The sequence below is a fragment of the Thermoleptolyngbya oregonensis NK1-22 genome, from assembly GCF_032705245.1.
GTDB classification, from domain to species: domain Bacteria; phylum Cyanobacteriota; class Cyanobacteriia; order Elainellales; family Elainellaceae; genus Thermoleptolyngbya; species Thermoleptolyngbya sichuanensis.
In genome coordinates this window covers 2,166,987-2,184,793 of sequence record NZ_CP053540.1, presented here as the reverse complement: position 1 = coordinate 2,184,793, position 17,807 = coordinate 2,166,987, and the positions used below count along the sequence as shown (strand labels likewise).

Here is a 17,807-nt window from a genome sequence, read left to right as displayed (position 1 = left end):
TCGCAAACGCGAAATAGTGGTTTAAGAACTGAACCGCTCAAGTTGGGCTGGGGTGGGACACTTCCCAAACTGGAACTGCACCACACTCGAACTATATCGGAGTGCCCCAGCCCCTGGGCTGAAGTTTTTGCTCAAAGGATTTGCCGAAACCTGAAAACTTGCTTGCACTTTTCTGCAATGGCCCCAGGGGAGAACCGCTAAAACTGCTGAATTTAATGAACTTTTTAGGTGCGTTTCACCCAAAAGCAGGATGGTAGACTACAGGCAACTTTTGCTCTCCGAAAAGCGTCTATGCGTCCCCCATCCCGCCCCCTGTCCCAACGCCCTGCTTGGTCTAGTCCACCCCAGGGAACTGTCACAGCCTTTACCCTTGCTGTGGCCCTGGGCCTGCTGACCATGCCGTCTGCTGCCCAGGCGCAGGCAATTCTTGAAGATGGCACGCTGGGGGCAGAAAGCTCCGTGGTGACGCGGGATGTGCTGATTCAGGGCATTTTGAGCGATCGCATCGATGGCGGGGCCCGGCGCGGCGCAAACCTGTTCCACAGCTTTGAACAGTTCAACATCGACGCGGGGCGCGGCGCGTATTTCGCCAATCCTGCCGGGGTAGAAGCCATCTTTAGCCGCGTCACCGGGGGCAACCCCTCCAACATTTTGGGACGGCTGGGCGTGTTGGGCAGCGCCGACCTGTATTTCCTGAACCCCAACGGCATCCTGTTTGGCCCCGCCGCCAGCCTCGACCTCCAGGGGTCTTTCCTGGCCACCACCGCCAGCGGCTTCCAGTTTGGCGATTTGGGACGCTTCAGCGCCACTGCCCCCGAAGTTCCGTCGGCGTTGCTGACCATCAATCCCTCGGCGCTATTTTTCAACCAAGTGGCCGCAGGAACCATCGTCAACCGCTCCGTCACGCCTGTTGCTCCAGGCAACCCGTTTTTGGTGGGGCTGCGGGTTCCCAACGGGCAAAGCCTGACGCTGCTGGGGGGCGACGTGCAGGTCGAAGGGGGGCTGTTGAGCGCCTTTGGCGGCCGCATCGACATTGGTGCAGTGGCGGCGGGCGGCACGGTGCAACTAAACCCTAACGGGAGCCTGGTGATTCCCGACGGGCTGGCGCGGGGTGACGTGACCTTTACCGATGGCGCAATTGTGGACGTGCTGCTGGGGGATAAGGGCGATATCAACGTCACCGCCCGAAACATCTCGCTGCTGGGCGATAGCGAGTTGCAGGCGGGCATCGAATCTAGCTTCGGCGCAGAGGGCAGCCAGGCGGGCGACCTCCGGCTGAATGCAACGGGCACAGTGCGAATCGCAGAAGACAGCCTTGTGAGAAACCGCGTGAATGAAAACGCGATTGGCAACGCGGGCAATGTGGAAATTGTGGCCAATCAACTGGAACTGCTAGACACGGCCCAGATCAGCACCAGTACCCTGGGGCAGGGCAATGCGGGAAACGTGATTCTGACGGTGGGCGATCGCATCTTGCTGGACGGCGGCGATATCTTTAGCCGCGTGGGAGAAGAAACCCTGGCCCTAGACGACAGCATTCAGCTCCAGGGCGGCAATATTCAAATCACCACGGGGTCTTTGGTGCTGATCAACGGAGCGCAACTGCTCGCCAACACCGAAGGGCAGGGCAGCGCAGGCAGCATTCTGATCCGTGCCCGCGAAGACGTGACGTTTCAGGGCCGCAGCCCTACTGATACTTCGCTGCCATCCGCCGCCTTTGTGCGCGTTGATGAAGGAGCCAGAGGACGCGGCGGCAATATCGACATCCAAGCCCGCAACCTGTTTGTGCTGGACGGGGCACGGCTGTTTGCAGGCACACTGGGGACAGGCGATTCAGGCAATATCTTGATCAACGCTACAAATCAGGTGCGCTTCGCTGGCACTGGGGCTGGCGGACAGACCACCGTGGCGTTTACCAATGTTGAAGAGGGCGGCATCGGACGGGGCGGCAACATCAGCATTACCGCCGAAACCGTGAACCTCGCCGATGGAGCGCAACTGATCGCCAGCACAAATGGACAGGGCGATGCAGGCAGCATCACGATTCGGGCGATGGGCGATGTCACCTTTCGCGGACGTAGCCCAAATGGTGTATTGCCAACCGCCGCCTTTAGCCGCGTGGAAGAAGATGGACAGGGTAATGGCGGCAACATCGACATTCAATCCCGCAATCTGTTTGTGCTGGACGGGGCACGGCTGACAGCAGGCACGCTCGGAAGGGGCGATTCGGGCAACCTCATCATCAATGCCACCGGGCGAGTGCGATTTGCCGGAACCAGTCCCACTGGACAAACCAGCGTAGTATTTGCCAATACAGAGGGAAACGCGGTAGGCGATGGAGGCAACATCAGCCTGACCGCCAACGTGCTGGAGATGGCTGACGGAGCGCAACTGGTCGCCAGCACGAGCGCTGAAGGGAATGCGGGAGACGTGATTCTTCGAGTGGGCGATCGCATCTTACTCGACGGTAAGGACACGTCCATTTTCACCCGTATCAATGCAGAAACCCTGGCGCTAGACAACAGCACTCGACTGCAAGGCGGCAATATTGATATTCAAACAGGCTCTCTGTTCCTTACGAATGGCGCTCAACTACTGGCTAATACTCGTGGACAGGGTAATGCAGGTAACGTGATAATTCGAGCGAACGATCGCATCTTACTCGACGGCAGCGGCACTGCCATTTTCAGCAGCGTGGGGGCAGAAACCCTGGCGCTAGACGACAGCACTCGACTGCAAGGCGGCAATATTGATATTCAAACAGGCTCTCTGTTCCTTACGAATGGCGCTCAACTCCAGGCAGATACTGACGGGCAGGGCGATGCAGGCAGCGTGATTATCCGAGCCACCGGAGATGTGACGTTTCAGGGACGCAGCGCCAACGGCTCGTTGCCCTCCTCTGCCTTCAGCCGAGTGGGTGCAGGTGGAAATGGTGAAGGTGGCAATATCGATATTCGAGGTCGTAATCTGTTCGTGCTGGACGGAGCGCGACTGCTTTCAGGCACGTTGGGTAAAGGTGATTCCGGCGATATTATTATCCACACAACAGGGCGAGTTCGCTTTGCTGGAACCGGCCCAAGCGGCCAGGTCAGCGTCGCGTTTGCCAATGTTGAAGGAAATGCAGTAGGAAATGGCGGCGATATTAACATTACGGCCGATAGCCTGGAGCTTGCCGACGGGGCGCAACTGGTCGCCAGCACGAGCGCTGAAGGGAATGCGGGAGACGTGGTGATTCGAGTGGGCGATCGTATCTTACTCGACGGCAGCGGCACTGCCATTTTCAGCAGCGTGGGGGCAGATACGCTGGCGCTGGACGACGACGTTCGGCTACGGGGCGGCGCGATCGACATCGAGACGGGTTCGCTGTTTCTCACCAATGGCGCGTCGCTGGTGGCCAACACCGCCGGACGGGGCAATGCGGGTCAAGTAAATATTCGGGCGGGCGATCGCATTTTTCTCTCTGGCACCGACACAGCCATCTTCAGCAGCGTAGAAACTGGTGGTATAGGACAGGGTGGCAGAGTGAACATCAGAACCGGATCGCTGGCCATCACCCGTGGGGCCCAACTGGTTGCCAATACACGCGGAGAGGGCAATGCAGGCAACATCCGAGTGATCGCAACGGGCAATGTCCGACTGGCAGGCTTCACCAATGAAACAGGGCGCTCCAGCGCTCTATTTACCAATACGAATTCTGGCGCACAGGGGCGCGGCGGCGAGATTTTCATTCGAGCTGATCGTCTGCGAATTCTAAATGGGGCTGCGGTATATGCACTCAGCGAAAACAACCGTCGGGGCGGCAGCATTCGCCTGTTGGTCAACGAGTTTGAGGCGACGGGCGGCGGCCAGGTGATTGCCAGCGCCCTGCGGCGGGGGCGGGCGGGTAGCATTACGCTGGAGGGCGGCGACATTCTGTTTTCGGGCAGCGATCCAACGGTGGGCGATCGCCGCGAAAAATTTGGCACTGCGGTCGCCAACACAGGCGATGGGCAGAGCGGGCTATTTGCCGATACCCAGCCCAACTCCAGAGGACGCGGCGGCAGCATCACGCTGCGCGGCAACAGCTTGCAGGTGTTGGACAGCGCCACCATTTCTGCCCAAACCGCAGGGCAGGGGGATGCAGGCGATATCAACATCGCAATTCGCGGCGGCACGCAGTTGAACAATGGCAACATCACTGCCGCAGGACGGTTCGCCGCAGGCGGGAACATCACGCTGAACACGGGCAGCCTGTTCCTCACCGAACGCGCCGCCATTACCGCAGCTAACACAGGAGGGCGCACGGCGGGGAACATCACGCTGATCGTGGGCGATCGCACCTCTCTGACCAACAGCAACATCACCGCCGCCAGCCGCCGAGACGCAGGCGGCAGCATCACGCTGAACACGGGCAGCCTGTTCCTCACCGAACGCGCCGCCATCACTGCCGCCAGCAGGGGGCGCGGCACAGCAGGCACCATTCGCATCAACACGGGCGATCGCCTGGAAATGTCTGACGGCGACATCACCACCCGCGCCCCCCGCTCCTCCGGCGGCAATATCGAAATCAACACAGGCAGTCGGTCAACCCGCAGCCTCATGGTGCTGGAGGGCGACAGCGACATCACCACCAATAGCCGAGGCGACGGCGGCAACATCACCATCGGCGGCGCGGGCGTGGTCGCCTTCGACGACAGCGACATTATTAGTCAAGCAGCCGAGGGGCGTGGCGGCAACATCACGCTCCCGCCCTTTTTCAGCGAGACGAATCCCCCCGGCAGCGCAAATGACTTTGACCGCAACGACCAGGTGGATCTAAACGCCTCAGGACAAACCGCCCCTGGGCAAATCATCACTCCCGATACCAGCAGCGTCCAAAATAGCCTCACGCCGCTAGCAGATGCCTCGATAGACGAGGGGCGACTGCTGGCCAATAGCTGCGTGGTGCGCGATCGCCAATCGGGTCGCTTCATCATCACGGGGTCTGGCGGCTTGCCCTACGCGCCGGGGGATGCGTCGCTGTCGCCCTTCCCCACCGGAGACGTGCAGCCGCTACCCGAAACGACCCCAGAGCCATTGCCCCAGAGCCGTTCCTGGCAGCCCGGCGACCCCATTATCGAACCGCAGGGCGTGTATGAATTAACCGACGGGCGGCTAGTGCTGAGCCGAGAATGTGACTCTGAGACAGCCCTCTAGCGTGAGCCGCGGCCCCATCTCAAGAGAGCGGCGCAATCACAATCGGCAAAACGGGCGGCTCCGGCTCCATCGGCGAAAGCGTAGGGCGGACATGAATCAGCGGCGGCTTGATCAGCCGCACAGCAGGGCCCGGCTGCACGGGGTCGTCGCCACCGTCTCCCACGCTGGTAAAGCAGATCGTCGGGTCTTCAGGAAAGTAGCAGAACGGCACCACCACACCGCCCAAATCCGCCGCGCTGCCAGGATTCGGCTGCACCTGGGTTTCGGTGGTTGGGGGAACTTCTGCGGCACTGGCCCGCTGGGCAAACGACCCGCCCAACACGCCAAAGATTCCAAAGATCATCGTACCGACTGTCAACGTGATGACGGTCCAATCAAACACGGAACGCTCAAATTCGGGAACCGGGGACAGCGGAAAGGCGACATTACGAATAGCATTCCGAACGAACTTGGGAGCAGAATTGGCAATCCGTTGGGGGGCAAGTGTGGGAGCGAATGTAGCAGTCATGGTGAATGTCCTCTTCTCGATTGGTTAAGGGGCGTGCAATCAGATCGGAACGGGTTGGAACGGGTTCAGGAATATAGGGCGATCGCCCTGATGCGTGGCTCTACGATTTTTTCTGCAATTTTTTTTGCGATTCTGCCGCGCGTTGCCTTGACACTTACTTGACACTTACTTGACACTTATTAGCCTACCGAGGTGGAACCGGGAAGTCACTACGCCTTTGCGCCAAGTCGCAGAGCAAAACGGGTCATTGAACCTGCGGCTTTGCGACTAAGGAATTGCGCTTTTATGCAATCTGCATTGCAGGATTTTGCAAATCGCGGATTATGCTTTGCTAAACCCACTTAGCTGAACATCAGCTATTCACACCTTCTTGTAGGGGGGTGTACAGGTATGCACTTTCTCAACGAGCCTTTCCTGTCGGCAAATTGCGTGAGTTTTCGGAGTTAGCCGCTGCCCTTCTCCACCCACACTAAGAGAGCGCTGGTTTATATGTCTTGATTTGCGCGTCTCAAGTTGGTCGCTGAAGGCGAAGCCGTATGCTGTTGCTTAATTTTTTGCTACTGGGTCTTGCGGGGCTGCTGCTGGTGCCCGTACTGGTACTGTTTGTGGAATGTGCGATGGCGCTACTGCCGCTGCCTGCGCCTAGAATGCGCGGCCGCAGAGTGCATCCCCGGACGGCGGTGCTGATGCCTGCTCACAACGAAGCGGCGGGCATTGGCGCGGCGATCGCCACGATTTTGTCGCAACTCCAGGCGGGCGATCGCCTGCTGGTGGTGGCCGACAACTGCACCGACGACACGGCAGCAGTGGCCTTTGCGGCCGGAGCGGAGGTGATTGAGCGGCGTGATCCCGACCATCGCGGCAAGGGCTATGCGCTGGATTTTGGGCTGCGCCACCTCGCCAAAAACCCGCCAGAGGTGGTGGTGATGGCCGATGCAGACTGCTGGATGAACGCTGGCGCACTGTCCGATATCGCCAGCCTATCGGCGGCAACCCATCGCCCGGTGCAGGCAGTTTATTTGATGGAAACGCCGCCCCGCCCCAGTGCCGCCAGCGCTGTGTCCTCCCTGGCGTTTCTAGTAAAAAATCAGGTGCGCCTGCTGGGGCTATCCCGCCTGGGGCTACCGTCGCTGCTAACGGGCACGGGCATGGCCTTTCCCTGGGACGTGATTCGGCAGGTGTCCCTGGCCAGCGGCAACATTGTGGAAGATATGCAGCTTGGGCTGGACTTGGCGATCGCCGGCCATCCTCCCCTGTTTTGCGCCACCGCCTACGTGATGGGGCTATTGCCCGCCCGCCGAACCGCCGCCGACCAGCAGCGCACCCGATGGGAGCATGGCCATCTGCACACGCTGATGACTCAGGTTCCCCGGTTATTGGGCGAAGCGCTGCGGCGGGGTCGCGTTGACCTGCTGGCGATCGCCCTCGATCTGGCCGTGCCGCCCCTATCGCTGCTGGTGATGCTGTGGGCAATGGCTTTGGGTCTGGCGGCGATCGCCCTGCCGCTGGGTGCCTCTCCTTTGCCTGCGGCGCTGCTGCTGGCCCAGGGCTGCCTGCTGCTGGGCGCAATCTCCGGCGCATGGGTTCGCTTTGGCACAGCGCTGATCCCCGCCCATGCGCTGCTGAGCATTCCGCTCTACGTACTTCGCAAGATTCCCCGCTACTTCGGCTTCTTCACGAACCGTCAAACCCAGTGGATTCGGACAGAGCGAGAGCCAGAGGTTGGGAGCTAGGAGGGGTGGAGGGGGAAAGAGAGAAGAGGGAAGAACGAAGAGAGAAGAACGAAGAGGGAAGAACGAAGAGGGAAGAACGAAGAGGGAAGAGCAAAGGGATTCCAGTTTTCGTTTTTCGTTTTTCGTTTTTCGTTTTTTCTCTCCCCCATCACTCCACTCCCCCATCCCCCTCCAGCAACGCTTTAATCAGCATACCGATGCCGACGATGAGGGCGATCGCCACGGTTCCTAAACCTAGAGGACTGGGAACCCAAAACACCGCCTCCAAATGATTCAGCTCGCCGGGTTCCAGCCTCCAGGCAAGCTGGCGATTTTCCTTCGGAAACGCTCCGCGATCGCCCACCTCTGCGGCTGGGGTGCTGTCCACGCGCCGCACTCCCCAAGGCGTGTCGAGCCTGAAATCGGCATCCAGCAGACCACCGGGCGACACCAGCAGGCGGCCATCCGCTCCCCGAACGGCGAGCGATCGCAAGTCCAGATCTAAACTCAGCCGATTGCGCTGCACCAGCAGTAGGTTCGTTTCACGGACACTCATCCGAGCGGCGATCGCAGGTAGTTCCGCCAAATCCGGCCCCCAAAGCTGCCGCCGCTCCTCCGCAGACGGGTTAAAAAAGCGGTTGAACTTTGCAGCTAAGTCTTTGCCATTATTGAACGGAATGGTAATCAGCGACTCCTGCTTCGATGGGTGGCGCACCTTGCCGCCCAGTTTCCGTGCCTGTCGCTCCAGTCCATCCAGCCATGCCCGCGCCGTCGATTGCCGTGCCGCCGGAATCTGCCCATCCAGCCGAATCCGCTGCACCAGTTCTCCGTGGGTCTGGCTGTCGTAGGTAATGCCCACGTCGTATTGAATGCAGCCCGTCAGGCAGAGGCAGAGGAGGAGCAGCGGTAGGAGGCGGCGCATAGCTGGGAATCTGGCAGGGGAACAGATGTGAGGTCTGGGGATGAGGAATGAGCTTAAATACAGCCCAAGGTTGTCTCATTCCAATCCTTCAACACTCTCTTGATCTCATCATCCCACCATCAACTCTCCCCAACGCATCAAAACGCCATCACGCCCACCCCAAACCCGCTGGACAACCTTTAGGACAAAAATTAGGACAAAAATAGTTCTCGAATTCCCGCGCTGCCAATTTCTACTGCCAGTGCTGCCAGGATAAAGCCCAGAAGCTTTGCGGCGATGGTGGTTCCGGTTTCGCCCAGCCATTTTTCAATGCGGGTAGACTGGCGCACGATGATCCAGGTCACGAACATCGATAAGACGATCCCCAGCACCACGCTCAGGCGAGCCGTAGGACGATCAGCCATGAGCAACGTGACGGTGGTGAGCGCACCGGGGCCCGCCAGCAGCGGCAGTGCCAGTGGCGTAATCGCCACGTCGCGCTCTTGCTCCGCCTCATAGGTGTTAATTTCTCCCTGCAACATATCCAGCGCCACGAGCAGCAGCAATAGCCCGCCCGCCACCTTCAGCGAGGCCGTGCTGATATGCAAATAGGTGAGAATCGGCTGACCGACAAAGGCAAAACCCAGCAAAATCAGGGTGGCGACCAGCGTAGCGCGATCGACCACGCGGTTTTTTTGGTCGAGATCCATGCCCTTGGTAAGCAGCACGACGATCGGCGCATTGCCCAGCGGATCGGCTAGCACAAAGATTGCCAGAAATGTTTGCGTGAGAACGGAAATGTCCATAGGGCAGGTGCGGCGTTGTAAATCCCAGGGTGCAGGCAGGTAAGGGCGATCGCCCCAGAGAGTCTCCCCAGACTTGGAGCAGACGCTCACCAGACAGCGGGGCTTGGTTTCAACACTAGCCGCAGGTGAGAAGACCAGTCCAGGCGAAAATGCTTAAGATTTCTAAGAAGCGTTCCAACGCAATCTTCATGAAAGTTCTGCCCGCAGTTTTGGTTTTTTTTAGTAAAACTGGGCACAGCCTGACCGTCTATTGATCGCTCTGCTGAGCATTTCTTTCAAGATAACCTGAGTTAGCCATAGACATTTATGGTTGAAGTTACTATAATTTCAACCATCTAGGACTTACGCAGTTGGACAACTTCTCGCGGGCGCAACCCGCGAGAAGTTGTCCAAAGCCCAGAAAACCTATCACAAGTGCGTAAGTCCTGTCATCTTCAATCGCCAATGACGGCTAATGGTGGCTGATAGTGGCTAATGATGGCTGAAGCTGACTCCCCTCTCACTCGCCAACCTGGTTTATGGCTGCCTCTGCGCTGAACATTACGCCCGCAGACTACGGATTGCTGACCGATCTCTACCAGCTCACAATGGCGGCTTGCTACGTCGGCGAAGACCTAGCACTGCGACCCGCCAGCTTCGAGCTATTTGTGCGGCGGCTGCCCCAGAGCTTTGGCTATCTGGTGGCAATGGGGCTTGAACAAGCCCTGGATTACCTGCAACAGTTGAAATTTAGCACGTCCCAGCTTGACGCACTGAGGGCTACCGGACTGTTTGACCATGCACCCGCTGCGTTTTGGGACATTTTGGAAACCGGGCGCTTTGGCGGCGACGTGTGGGCCGTGCCAGAGGGGACGGTCGTGTTTGCCCATGAGCCAATGCTGCGGATCGAAGCCCCCCTCTGGCAGGCGCAACTGGTGGAAACCTACCTGCTGAACACGCTGAACTATCAAACCCTGATCGCGACGCGGGCGGCGCGGCTGCGAGATCTGGCCGGCCCCGAAGCAACGCTGCTGGAATTTGGCACGCGGCGGGCCTTTAGTCCCCAGGCTTCGATCTGGGCGGCGCGGGCGGCTCTGGCGGCGGGGTTAGACGCGACCTCAAACGTGCTGGCGGCGCTGCAACTGGGACGCAAGCCCAGCGGCACGATGGCTCACGCACTGGTGATGGCGCTGGAGGCACTGGAGGGCAGTGAGCAGGATGCATTCACGGCGTTTCATCGCTACTTTCCCAAGGCACCGCTGCTGATCGACACCTACGATTCTGAGGCGGCGGCGGCCCGGCTAGCCGAGCGGATGAAACTGGAAGGGCTGGAGTTGGGCGGCGTGCGGCTGGATTCTGGCGATCTGGTGGAACTGTCGAAATCCGTGCGATCGCTCCTTCCCGGTGTTCCCATCTTTGCCAGCGGCGACCTGGATGAGTACGAAGTCGAGCGGCTGCAACAGGCGGGAGCCTTCATCGACGGCTATGGCTTTGGTACGAAACTGGTCACGGGTTCTCCGGTCAACGGCGTGTATAAGCTCGTCGAAATCGACAACATCCCGACCCTGAAAGGCTCCAGCGGCAAAGCCACCTACCCCGGTCGCAAGCAGGTGTTTCGCTTGGTGCAAGACGGGCGCTTTGGGGGCGATCGCCTTGGTCTTTGCACCGAATCTCACCCCAGCGCCCAACCGCTGCTGCAACAGGTGATGAAGCAGGGGCAGCGCCTTTCCCACTCCGAACCCCTAGAGGCGATCGCCCAGCGCACCCGCGCCAACGTTGCCGCCCTCCCCTCCACCCTCCGTCAGGTCATCTGCATCGACCCCTACACGCCAGAAATCACGCCCGCGCTGCACAGCCTGACCGAAGAGACGCAGGCGCGGCTGATGGGATAACCGCCGATTAATCGGATGGGTCCGAGTTGTGCAGATAAAGACAACGCTCAAATCAATCCCCCACTCCTAACCCATAGCCCCTCGCCCCTGATATGCACATCGCCCTTTTTGGAACCAGCGCCGACCCGCCAACCCGCGCCCACCAGGATATTTTGGTATGGCTAGCGGATCAGTTTGATGAGGTGGCAGTGTGGGCTTCGGACAACCCGTTCAAGCTGCACCAAACGCCACTGGAACATCGCACGGCCATGCTGCGGCTCATGGTGGCGGCAATTCACCCGCCTCGCCGGAATTTGCACGTCTATCCTGACCTCAGCCATCCGCGAGCGCTGGTGACGGTGAACCGGGCACGGAGGCGATGGAAGCGGGCGACGTTTACGCTGGTGGTAGGGTCTGACTTGGTGGCGCAGTTGCCCAAGTGGTATCAGGTGGAGGCGCTGTTGCAGGCGGTGCGGCTGCTGGTGGTGCCCCGACCGGGCTATCCCCTGCAAGAGGCGGATCTGGAGCCGCTGCGGAAACTGGGGGCAACGGTGGCGATCGCCCCCCACGAAGGCATTCCCGCCTCGTCCACCGCCTACCGCACCGACAAAGACCCGCACCTGCTCATTCCTCCCATCGAGGCATATATTCACCAACAGCGCCTCTACACCTCATGCCAGGACGACACTCCCGCAAGCCTAGTGACTCCACTCCACACCAGCTAGCAGACTTCAAAGTGGGCGTGGATAACGTCATCTTCTCTGTCGATACGGAACAGAATCGGCTGCTGGTGCTGCTGGTCATGCGCGACAACGACCCCTACCTGGGCTATTGGTCGCTGCCGGGGACGCTCGTGCGCCAGGGCGAATCGCTGGAGGACGCGGCCTATCGCGTGCTGTCCGAAAAAATTCGGGTCAATAACCTGTACCTAGAACAGCTATATACCTTTGGCGGGCCCCAGCGCGATCCGCGAGAAGCGCCAAACCGCTACGGCGTGCGCTATCTGTCGGTGAGCTACTTTGCGCTGGTGCGGCTGGCAGATGCAGAACTGATTGCCGACGGGGTCAGCGGCATCGCCTGGTATCCCATGAACCAGTTGCCCGACCTAGCGTTTGACCATCAGGAAATTTTGCAATATGGCTATCGCCGCCTGCGAAACAAGCTGGAATATAGCCCCATCGCCTTTGAGGTGCTGCCCGAACTGTTTACCCTCGGCGATCTGTACCAGCTTTATACCACCGTGCTGGGCGAAAATTTTTCAGACTATTCCAACTTTCGATCGCGCTTGCTGAAGCTGGGATTTTTGGCCGATACAGGAATCAAGGTGTCGCGGGGCGCGGGCCGACCCGCCAGCCTCTACCGTTTCGATGCCGATGCCTTTGCCCCGCTCAAAGACAAACCCCTGGTTTTTATTTAACATCGGGTAGCTACACAGTTCAGAGCGAGATTTCCCGACCTGGAATGCGGGCGGGCTGGGGTAGGATTTGGGAGGTTCTGCAACGGGAACGGACAGGCCAAACTTGGACGTTCAGGGCTTGAAATTCAGGAGGAATCGCGATGAAGGCTTGTGTGGTAGGCGCAACGGGGCGCACGGGGCGACGCATTGTGGAAGAACTGGTGCGGCGAGAGATTCCCGTGCGGGCGGTGGTGCGAAATCTGGAGCGGGGGCGCGAGGTGTTGCCCCCGGCTGCCGAGTTGGTGGTGGGCGATGTGCTGCAACCGGAAAGCCTAAAAGCGGCGATCGCCGATTGTACCGTCGTGCTTTGCGCCACCGGAGCCGCCCCCAACTTCGACCCAACGGGCCCTTACAAAACAGACCTGGAAGGCACAAAGAATCTGGTGGATGCCTGCAAAGCGCAGGGCATTCAGCACGTTGTTCTGGTGTCGTCGCTCTGCGTGTCCAAGCTATTTCATCCGCTTAACTTGTTCTGGCTAATCCTGGTGTGGAAGAAACAGGCGGAGGAATACCTTCAGCAGAGCGGTTTGACCTATACGATCGTGCGGCCCGGCGGGCTGCTAGAAGACGACCTGCCCGATGCGGTGGTGATGCAGGGCGCAGACACGCTGTTTGACGGGCGCATTCCCCGCAAAAAGGTGGCGGAAGTCTGCGTAGAAGCGCTAACCTTACCGGAAGCCCGCAATAAGATTGTGGAAGTGGTGGCCCGTCCCGATGCCCCCGCCCGTTCCTATGGTGAACTGTTTGGGGCGATCGCCTAAATCCAGGCTGGATACTCCACTGGATACTCCACAATGCTGAACCTTCTTGCCAACTCGTGACTCTGATTCCTCCTTCTCCAACCTCATCCCCCAAGCCGCTGCCGTCCAAGCGCAGCGCTGTGACCCGCATTTTGCTGATGGGGGCGCTGGCGCTGATGGCGCTGCCTGTCGTGGAAAAAGTGATGGGCTGGGACGGATCTCTGCCGCAGAGTGGAGAACCCGTCGGCAGCGTCACGCCGATTCCCCTACGGATGAAGGGCGGCGATCCCTATATTCGAGCGCTAATGCGGACGATTTCTGCCAGCGAGTCCAACGATCCGCGGCCCTATTCGCTGATTTATGGGGGCGATCGCTTCGAGGATTTTTCCCAGCATCCCGATCGCTGCGTTCCCATCGTCGCAGGGCCCAATCTGGGCGATTGCACCACGGCTGCGGGCCGCTACCAGTTCATCACCTCCACCTGGCTAGAGCAGGCCCAGACCTATCACCCCAACCCGTCTGGCCTGTGGCGCTGGCGCAGCTACAGCTTTGAGCCAGAGTATCAGGATGCCGTGGTCTATGCCTGGCTCAGCGACCCCCAGGCCTGGGGCGTAGACCTGGCCCAACTGCTGCGCGATGGGGCAATTGAGGAGGTGCTGTATATCCTTTCCCCCACTTGGACCAGTCTGGGCTACGGCATCGAAACCAATTCCATGAGCGCCTCGCTGCCCTATATCTACGAGGAGATGCTGCGGGAGGAACTGGCGATCGCCGGGAATTAAGACAGTCGCCAGAACAGTCACCAGAACCCACACCAAAACCCAGACCAGAACCCAGAGCAATTACCGGAACCAGATCTACGGCAAAAACCGATCCAGCGCGGCTTTCAGGGCTTCCAATTCTTGCTCGATGTTGCCATCCTGGGCAGCGCGGCCGACGCATTCGGTCAGGTGTTCGTCCAGGATGACCCGCGCCACGCGATCCAGCGCTCCCCGCACAGCAGCAATTTGCACCAGCACATCAGGACAAGGGCGGCTTTCTTGCACCATCAGCTTGATGCCGCGAATATGACCCTCGATCCGAGACAGCCGATTGAGGATTTGCCGGAGCGATTCCTCGCTGTGGATGTGGGCGTGTTCGGGCGTGGCGGGATCGGTATGCAGGTGTGCCGCATCAGACTGCGGGTGGGAATGCTCAGGGCTGTTTTGCGAAAGCTTGGGGGCGGTCATGATAGGGGCAAGAAAGGTACAAAACGGACGGTGCTACGACACTTACTGACAATCACTGACAATCACTGACAACCACTGTGTACACGCAAGTCTTCATGCTTGAGCGGCAGTGCTGTGATCCCCCCCACCCCCCTTAAACAAGGGGGGAACCGGGCCCAGAGTGACCCGCAGCAGAGAAAACTGGATCGGAAGTCCCCCTTCTTAAGGGGGAACCGGGCCCAGAGTGACCCGCAGCAGAGAAAACTGGATCGGAAGTCCCCCTTCTTAAGACTGGAGCCAGAGTGACCCGCAGCAGAGAAAACTGGATCGGAAGTCCCCCTTCTTAAGGGGGATTTAGGGGGATCTTTCAGAGCCTTACGCAAAAAATCGAGATGCGTGTACACATTAGCTACCACAGAGCAGGTGATAGGGGCAGCCCATCGGCTACCCGAACTGCCTTCATCTTAGCCCAGTCCTGAAAACCGTACCGCCGCTGGACTGTCGCTGACGAAGGGCGATCGCTAAGATATGGGATGGAGCGCTGTATGCATCAAGGGCGTTCCGGCACGCTCAGAGTTATTGCGCGAGACGAGAAATTGCCATGCAACGGGACAGGTTCATGAATGGGCTGAAGTTACAAGCGCTGCGTCGGATTGTGGCGCGGCTGATGATGGTGTTTTTGTGTGGGCTGCTGTTGCTAAATCCGCTGACCACTCCGGCCGCGTCGGCTGATGTGCCCGTGGGGGCAGCGCGCGGGAGCAGTTTTGTGGCAGCAGCGGTGAACCGGGTCGGGCCGGCGGTCGTGCGGATTGACACGGAGCGCACGGTTTCCCGAAACGTAGACCCAATGTTCAACGATCCCTTTTTCCGTCAGTTTTTTGGCGATGGCCTGATGCCCCCCGGCGGTCGCTATGAGGAGCGGTTGCGCGGACAGGGGTCGGGATTTATCATCAGCGCCGATGGCACGATCTTGACCAATGCCCATGTGGTGGACGATGCCGACCGGGTGACGGTGCGCCTGAAGGACGGCCGTCAGTTTGATGGCGAGGTGCGCGGCGTAGACGAAGTGACCGACCTAGCAGTGGTGAAGATCAACACGAGCGATCGCCTTCCGGTGGCAACGCTGGGCGACTCGGACGCGGTGCAGGTGGGAGACTGGGCGATCGCCGTTGGCAATCCCCTGGGACTGGATAACACCGTCACCTTGGGCATCGTCAGCACGCTCAACCGCTCCAGTGCTGACGTGGGCATTCCCGACAAACGCCTGGACTTTATTCAAACCGATGCCGCGATTAACCCCGGCAACTCTGGCGGTCCCCTGCTCAACGAGAAGGGCGAAGTGATTGGCATCAACACCGCCATCCGCGCCAATGCAATGGGCATCGGCTTTGCGATCCCGATTAACAAAGCCAAGGACATTTCCACCCGACTGGCTCGCGGCGAGTCTGTGCAGCACCCTTACCTGGGCGTGCAAATTGCCACGCTGACTCCAGAACAAGCGCGAGACAACAACGAAGACCCCAACGCGACCCTGATTTTGCCAGAGGTGAACGGGGCGCTGGTGATGGGGATTGTGCCCGATTCCCCCGCTGCCAAGGGCGGCATCCGTCGCGGCGACGTGATTACGCAGGTCAATGGGCAAGCCATTACCCGTGCCGACCAGTTGCAAACCCTTGTGGAAAACAGCGAACTGGGCAAGCCGCTCCAGATTACCGTGAAGCGCGGCGATCTGACCCGCACGCTGTCGGTACGCACAGCAGAACTGCAACCCGCTGGGAAGAGCAGCAGCGCCCTCCGCTAAGGCGAAACCAGCATATTTTTAACGTATCTGACGTATCTTTAGAAAGCGGTACTTGCTGCCGCTTTCTAGCTGCTTTCTGGCCGCGTGGTAGACTACCTTCTGCCTTTGGCGTTTATCGATTCTCGATTTTCGATTTGCAATTTTGGATTGCCAGTCAAGCGTCTGCGGGGCTGCCACCCGTTGCACTCGTAGCGCCACCAGAGAGAATGGATATTCGACACACAATACACTGAATCAAGACTGAGACGGACAAAGCCTGAGATGAACAGCGAAGCCTACAACGAAATATTGGATATTTGCGAGGAACTGACGTATCGGGAAAAGTTCCGGCTGGCTCAGCATCTCATTCAGCTAGCTCGCAAAGAAGAGGAAGAAGCACATCCCGATCAAAAAGAATCCCGGGCCCACGACCCAGAAACGATCCAGTACGTTGCGGAACGGCTACTCAAGTCCAAGCCGACCAAAAAGACTACGTTACTGAATTCGATTGGGGCAATGTTTCAGTTCCAGGGAGGCATCTCCGAGGTAGATAAGGAACTCATTGTCTATGAGCTTCAAAAGCGGCGATATATCTCAATTGATCGAGAGGGTCGCGTCTCCTATAGGACTTCTTTTTTTGAGTAACGATGAATAACGTCAGGACTTACGTACTTGCGGTAAGCTCTCTGGATTTTAGACAATTTCTCGCGGGCTGCGCCCGCGAGAAATTGTCCAACTGCGTCAGTCCTAAACGTATCGAGTGTATCGAGTAGACTGAACCATCGGCGGGCCAAAGATTTAGCTCAGCAAGGGGCTGGTCAGGTGCGGGCGGACGTGGGCTGAAGTTGGGAGAAGGCGATCGCCCCCAAAAAGATTACCAACTGCGTCACAACGATGCTGGGCCCAGACGGCAGGTTAAACCAGGCCGATAGCCCAATGCCCACCAGGGCGCTGACGGCTCCCAGCGCGGCCGACAGCAGCACATACTGACCAAAGGTGCGGCTCAGCAGTCGCGACGCGCAGGCAGGAATCACCACAAACGCGCTCACCAACAGCGCCCCGATCGCCTTGATCGACACCCCAACGACGAGCGATAGCAGCACGATAAATGCCGTGCGGTGAACCTCAACAGATACCCCACGGGCGATCGCCAGCGGTTCATTCAGCGTCATCAGCATTTGTGTCCGCAGCGACAAGCTGACGAATAGAACACAGATGCAAAGCAGAATGCCACTTGTCCACAAGTCAGCATACTGAATAGCCAAGATGTCTCCAAACAGGAGATTGTTGAGACCGCCTTTGTAGGAATCCAAAAAACTGAGGATAATCACGGCGATCGCCAGCGATGAAGAATAGATAATGTTCAGCAGCGCGTCTGTCCACAGGCGAGTGCGTTGCAGCAAGTAATTCACACCCAGTGCAAACAAAACTGCTGACGGCAGCAACACAATCGACGGGCTAATACCCATTAGCACGCCCAGGCTAATGCCCAGCAAGGTGGAATGGCCCAGGGCATCGCTGAAGAACGAAAGCTGTCTCAGGATCGTAAAGCTGCCTAACAGGCCGCCCATCAGACCCGTCAGCACGCCGCCCATCAGCGCCCGCTGCATAAAGGGGAACTGAAATAGCTCAATCACGCGAATTAAATCGGCTTGCAGAGACATAGGGCGG

Annotated in this window: 14 protein-coding genes; 9 read left to right on the top strand and 5 right to left on the bottom strand. The window is 58.9% G+C overall.

Annotation, left to right across the window (positions count from 1 at the left end):
* Positions 1-291: 291 nt before the first annotated feature.
* On the top strand, positions 292-5,175 hold the full coding sequence (locus HNI00_RS09415) for a two-partner secretion domain-containing protein (protein ID WP_316792743.1): 4,884 nt from the start codon (positions 292-294) through the stop codon (positions 5,173-5,175).
* 19 nt (positions 5,176-5,194) lie between these two features.
* Here HNI00_RS09415 and HNI00_RS09410 read toward each other — a convergent pair whose 3' ends face one another.
* Positions 5,195-5,683: a hypothetical protein gene (locus HNI00_RS09410; RefSeq protein ID WP_316792742.1), complete on the bottom strand. Its 489-nt coding sequence runs from the start codon at positions 5,681-5,683 to the stop codon at positions 5,195-5,197.
* Positions 5,684-6,219: 536 nt separating this feature from the next.
* Here HNI00_RS09410 and HNI00_RS09405 point away from each other — a divergent pair.
* Positions 6,220-7,416: a glycosyltransferase family 2 protein gene (locus HNI00_RS09405; protein WP_316792740.1), complete on the top strand. Its 1,197-nt coding sequence runs from the start codon at positions 6,220-6,222 to the stop codon at positions 7,414-7,416.
* Between the two features lie 148 nt (positions 7,417-7,564).
* Here HNI00_RS09405 and HNI00_RS09400 read toward each other — a convergent pair whose 3' ends face one another.
* Complete coding sequence (locus HNI00_RS09400; protein WP_316792738.1) at positions 7,565-8,317, bottom strand: DUF3153 domain-containing protein; 753 nt, start codon at positions 8,315-8,317, stop codon at positions 7,565-7,567.
* A gap of 191 nt (positions 8,318-8,508) precedes the next feature.
* The gene (locus tag HNI00_RS09395; protein WP_172354055.1) at positions 8,509-9,102 is read right to left on the bottom strand and encodes a MarC family protein; all 594 of its coding nucleotides are present in this window, start codon (positions 9,100-9,102) and stop codon (positions 8,509-8,511) included.
* 518 nt (positions 9,103-9,620) lie between these two features.
* On the opposite strand from HNI00_RS09395, the gene HNI00_RS09390 reads away from it, so the two are divergent.
* The 5 genes from HNI00_RS09390 to HNI00_RS09370 all read left to right on the top strand — a co-directional run bounded on the left by HNI00_RS09390 (position 9,621) and on the right by HNI00_RS09370 (position 13,930).
* The gene (locus HNI00_RS09390) at positions 9,621-10,973 is read left to right on the top strand and encodes a nicotinate phosphoribosyltransferase (protein WP_316792735.1); all 1,353 of its coding nucleotides are present in this window, start codon (positions 9,621-9,623) and stop codon (positions 10,971-10,973) included.
* Positions 10,974-11,065: 92 nt separating this feature from the next.
* A complete protein-coding gene (locus HNI00_RS09385; RefSeq protein WP_297079002.1) occupies positions 11,066-11,677 on the top strand; it encodes a nicotinate-nucleotide adenylyltransferase in 612 nt (203 codons plus the stop codon).
* Positions 11,626-12,369 carry an NUDIX hydrolase gene (locus HNI00_RS09380; protein WP_172354052.1) on the top strand — a complete coding sequence of 248 codons (744 nt, stop codon included), beginning with the start codon at positions 11,626-11,628 and terminating at the stop codon, positions 12,367-12,369. Before HNI00_RS09385 ends, HNI00_RS09380 begins: the two co-directional genes overlap by 52 nt.
* A gap of 140 nt (positions 12,370-12,509) precedes the next feature.
* Complete coding sequence (locus HNI00_RS09375) at positions 12,510-13,169, top strand: SDR family oxidoreductase (RefSeq protein ID WP_316792731.1); 660 nt, start codon at positions 12,510-12,512, stop codon at positions 13,167-13,169.
* A gap of 182 nt (positions 13,170-13,351) precedes the next feature.
* Positions 13,352-13,930, top strand: a complete 579-nt coding sequence (locus HNI00_RS09370) for a glycoside hydrolase family 24 protein (protein WP_420156337.1) — start codon at positions 13,352-13,354, stop codon at positions 13,928-13,930.
* A gap of 75 nt (positions 13,931-14,005) precedes the next feature.
* Here HNI00_RS09370 and HNI00_RS09365 read toward each other — a convergent pair whose 3' ends face one another.
* Complete coding sequence (locus tag HNI00_RS09365) at positions 14,006-14,377, bottom strand: metal-sensing transcriptional repressor (protein WP_316792727.1); 372 nt, start codon at positions 14,375-14,377, stop codon at positions 14,006-14,008.
* Positions 14,378-14,957: 580 nt separating this feature from the next.
* Between HNI00_RS09365 and HNI00_RS09360 the strand changes: the two genes are divergently transcribed.
* Positions 14,958-16,157: an HhoA/HhoB/HtrA family serine endopeptidase gene (locus HNI00_RS09360; protein ID WP_316792725.1), complete on the top strand. Its 1,200-nt coding sequence runs from the start codon at positions 14,958-14,960 to the stop codon at positions 16,155-16,157.
* 261 nt (positions 16,158-16,418) lie between these two features.
* A complete protein-coding gene (locus tag HNI00_RS09355; RefSeq protein WP_205370549.1) occupies positions 16,419-16,781 on the top strand; it encodes a hypothetical protein in 363 nt (120 codons plus the stop codon).
* Between the two features lie 173 nt (positions 16,782-16,954).
* On the opposite strand, the gene HNI00_RS09350 is transcribed toward HNI00_RS09355, so the two are convergent.
* The gene (locus HNI00_RS09350; RefSeq protein ID WP_316792723.1) at positions 16,955-17,800 is read right to left on the bottom strand and encodes a metal ABC transporter permease; all 846 of its coding nucleotides are present in this window, start codon (positions 17,798-17,800) and stop codon (positions 16,955-16,957) included.
* Between the last annotated feature and the right edge of the window lie 7 nt (positions 17,801-17,807).

Bases quoted from the DNA above. Each gene is read 5' to 3' on its own strand.
- HNI00_RS09415 (WP_316792743.1), top strand. From the start codon at position 292: ATGCGTCCCCCATCCCGCCCCCTGTCCCAACGCCCTGCTTGGTCTAGT.
- HNI00_RS09410 (WP_316792742.1), bottom strand. From the start codon at position 5,683: ATGACTGCTACATTCGCTCCCACACTTGCCCCCCAACGGATTGCCAAT.
- HNI00_RS09405 (WP_316792740.1), top strand. From the start codon at position 6,220: ATGCTGTTGCTTAATTTTTTGCTACTGGGTCTTGCGGGGCTGCTGCTG.
- HNI00_RS09400 (WP_316792738.1), bottom strand. From the start codon at position 8,317: ATGCGCCGCCTCCTACCGCTGCTCCTCCTCTGCCTCTGCCTGACGGGC.
- HNI00_RS09395 (WP_172354055.1), bottom strand. From the start codon at position 9,102: ATGGACATTTCCGTTCTCACGCAAACATTTCTGGCAATCTTTGTGCTA.
- HNI00_RS09390 (WP_316792735.1), top strand. From the start codon at position 9,621: ATGGCTGCCTCTGCGCTGAACATTACGCCCGCAGACTACGGATTGCTG.
- HNI00_RS09385 (WP_297079002.1), top strand. From the start codon at position 11,066: ATGCACATCGCCCTTTTTGGAACCAGCGCCGACCCGCCAACCCGCGCC.
- HNI00_RS09380 (WP_172354052.1), top strand. From the start codon at position 11,626: ATGCCAGGACGACACTCCCGCAAGCCTAGTGACTCCACTCCACACCAG.
- HNI00_RS09375 (WP_316792731.1), top strand. From the start codon at position 12,510: ATGAAGGCTTGTGTGGTAGGCGCAACGGGGCGCACGGGGCGACGCATT.
- HNI00_RS09370 (WP_420156337.1), top strand. From the start codon at position 13,352: ATGGGCTGGGACGGATCTCTGCCGCAGAGTGGAGAACCCGTCGGCAGC.
- HNI00_RS09365 (WP_316792727.1), bottom strand. From the start codon at position 14,377: ATGACCGCCCCCAAGCTTTCGCAAAACAGCCCTGAGCATTCCCACCCG.
- HNI00_RS09360 (WP_316792725.1), top strand. From the start codon at position 14,958: ATGCAACGGGACAGGTTCATGAATGGGCTGAAGTTACAAGCGCTGCGT.
- HNI00_RS09355 (WP_205370549.1), top strand. From the start codon at position 16,419: ATGAACAGCGAAGCCTACAACGAAATATTGGATATTTGCGAGGAACTG.
- HNI00_RS09350 (WP_316792723.1), bottom strand. From the start codon at position 17,800: ATGTCTCTGCAAGCCGATTTAATTCGCGTGATTGAGCTATTTCAGTTC.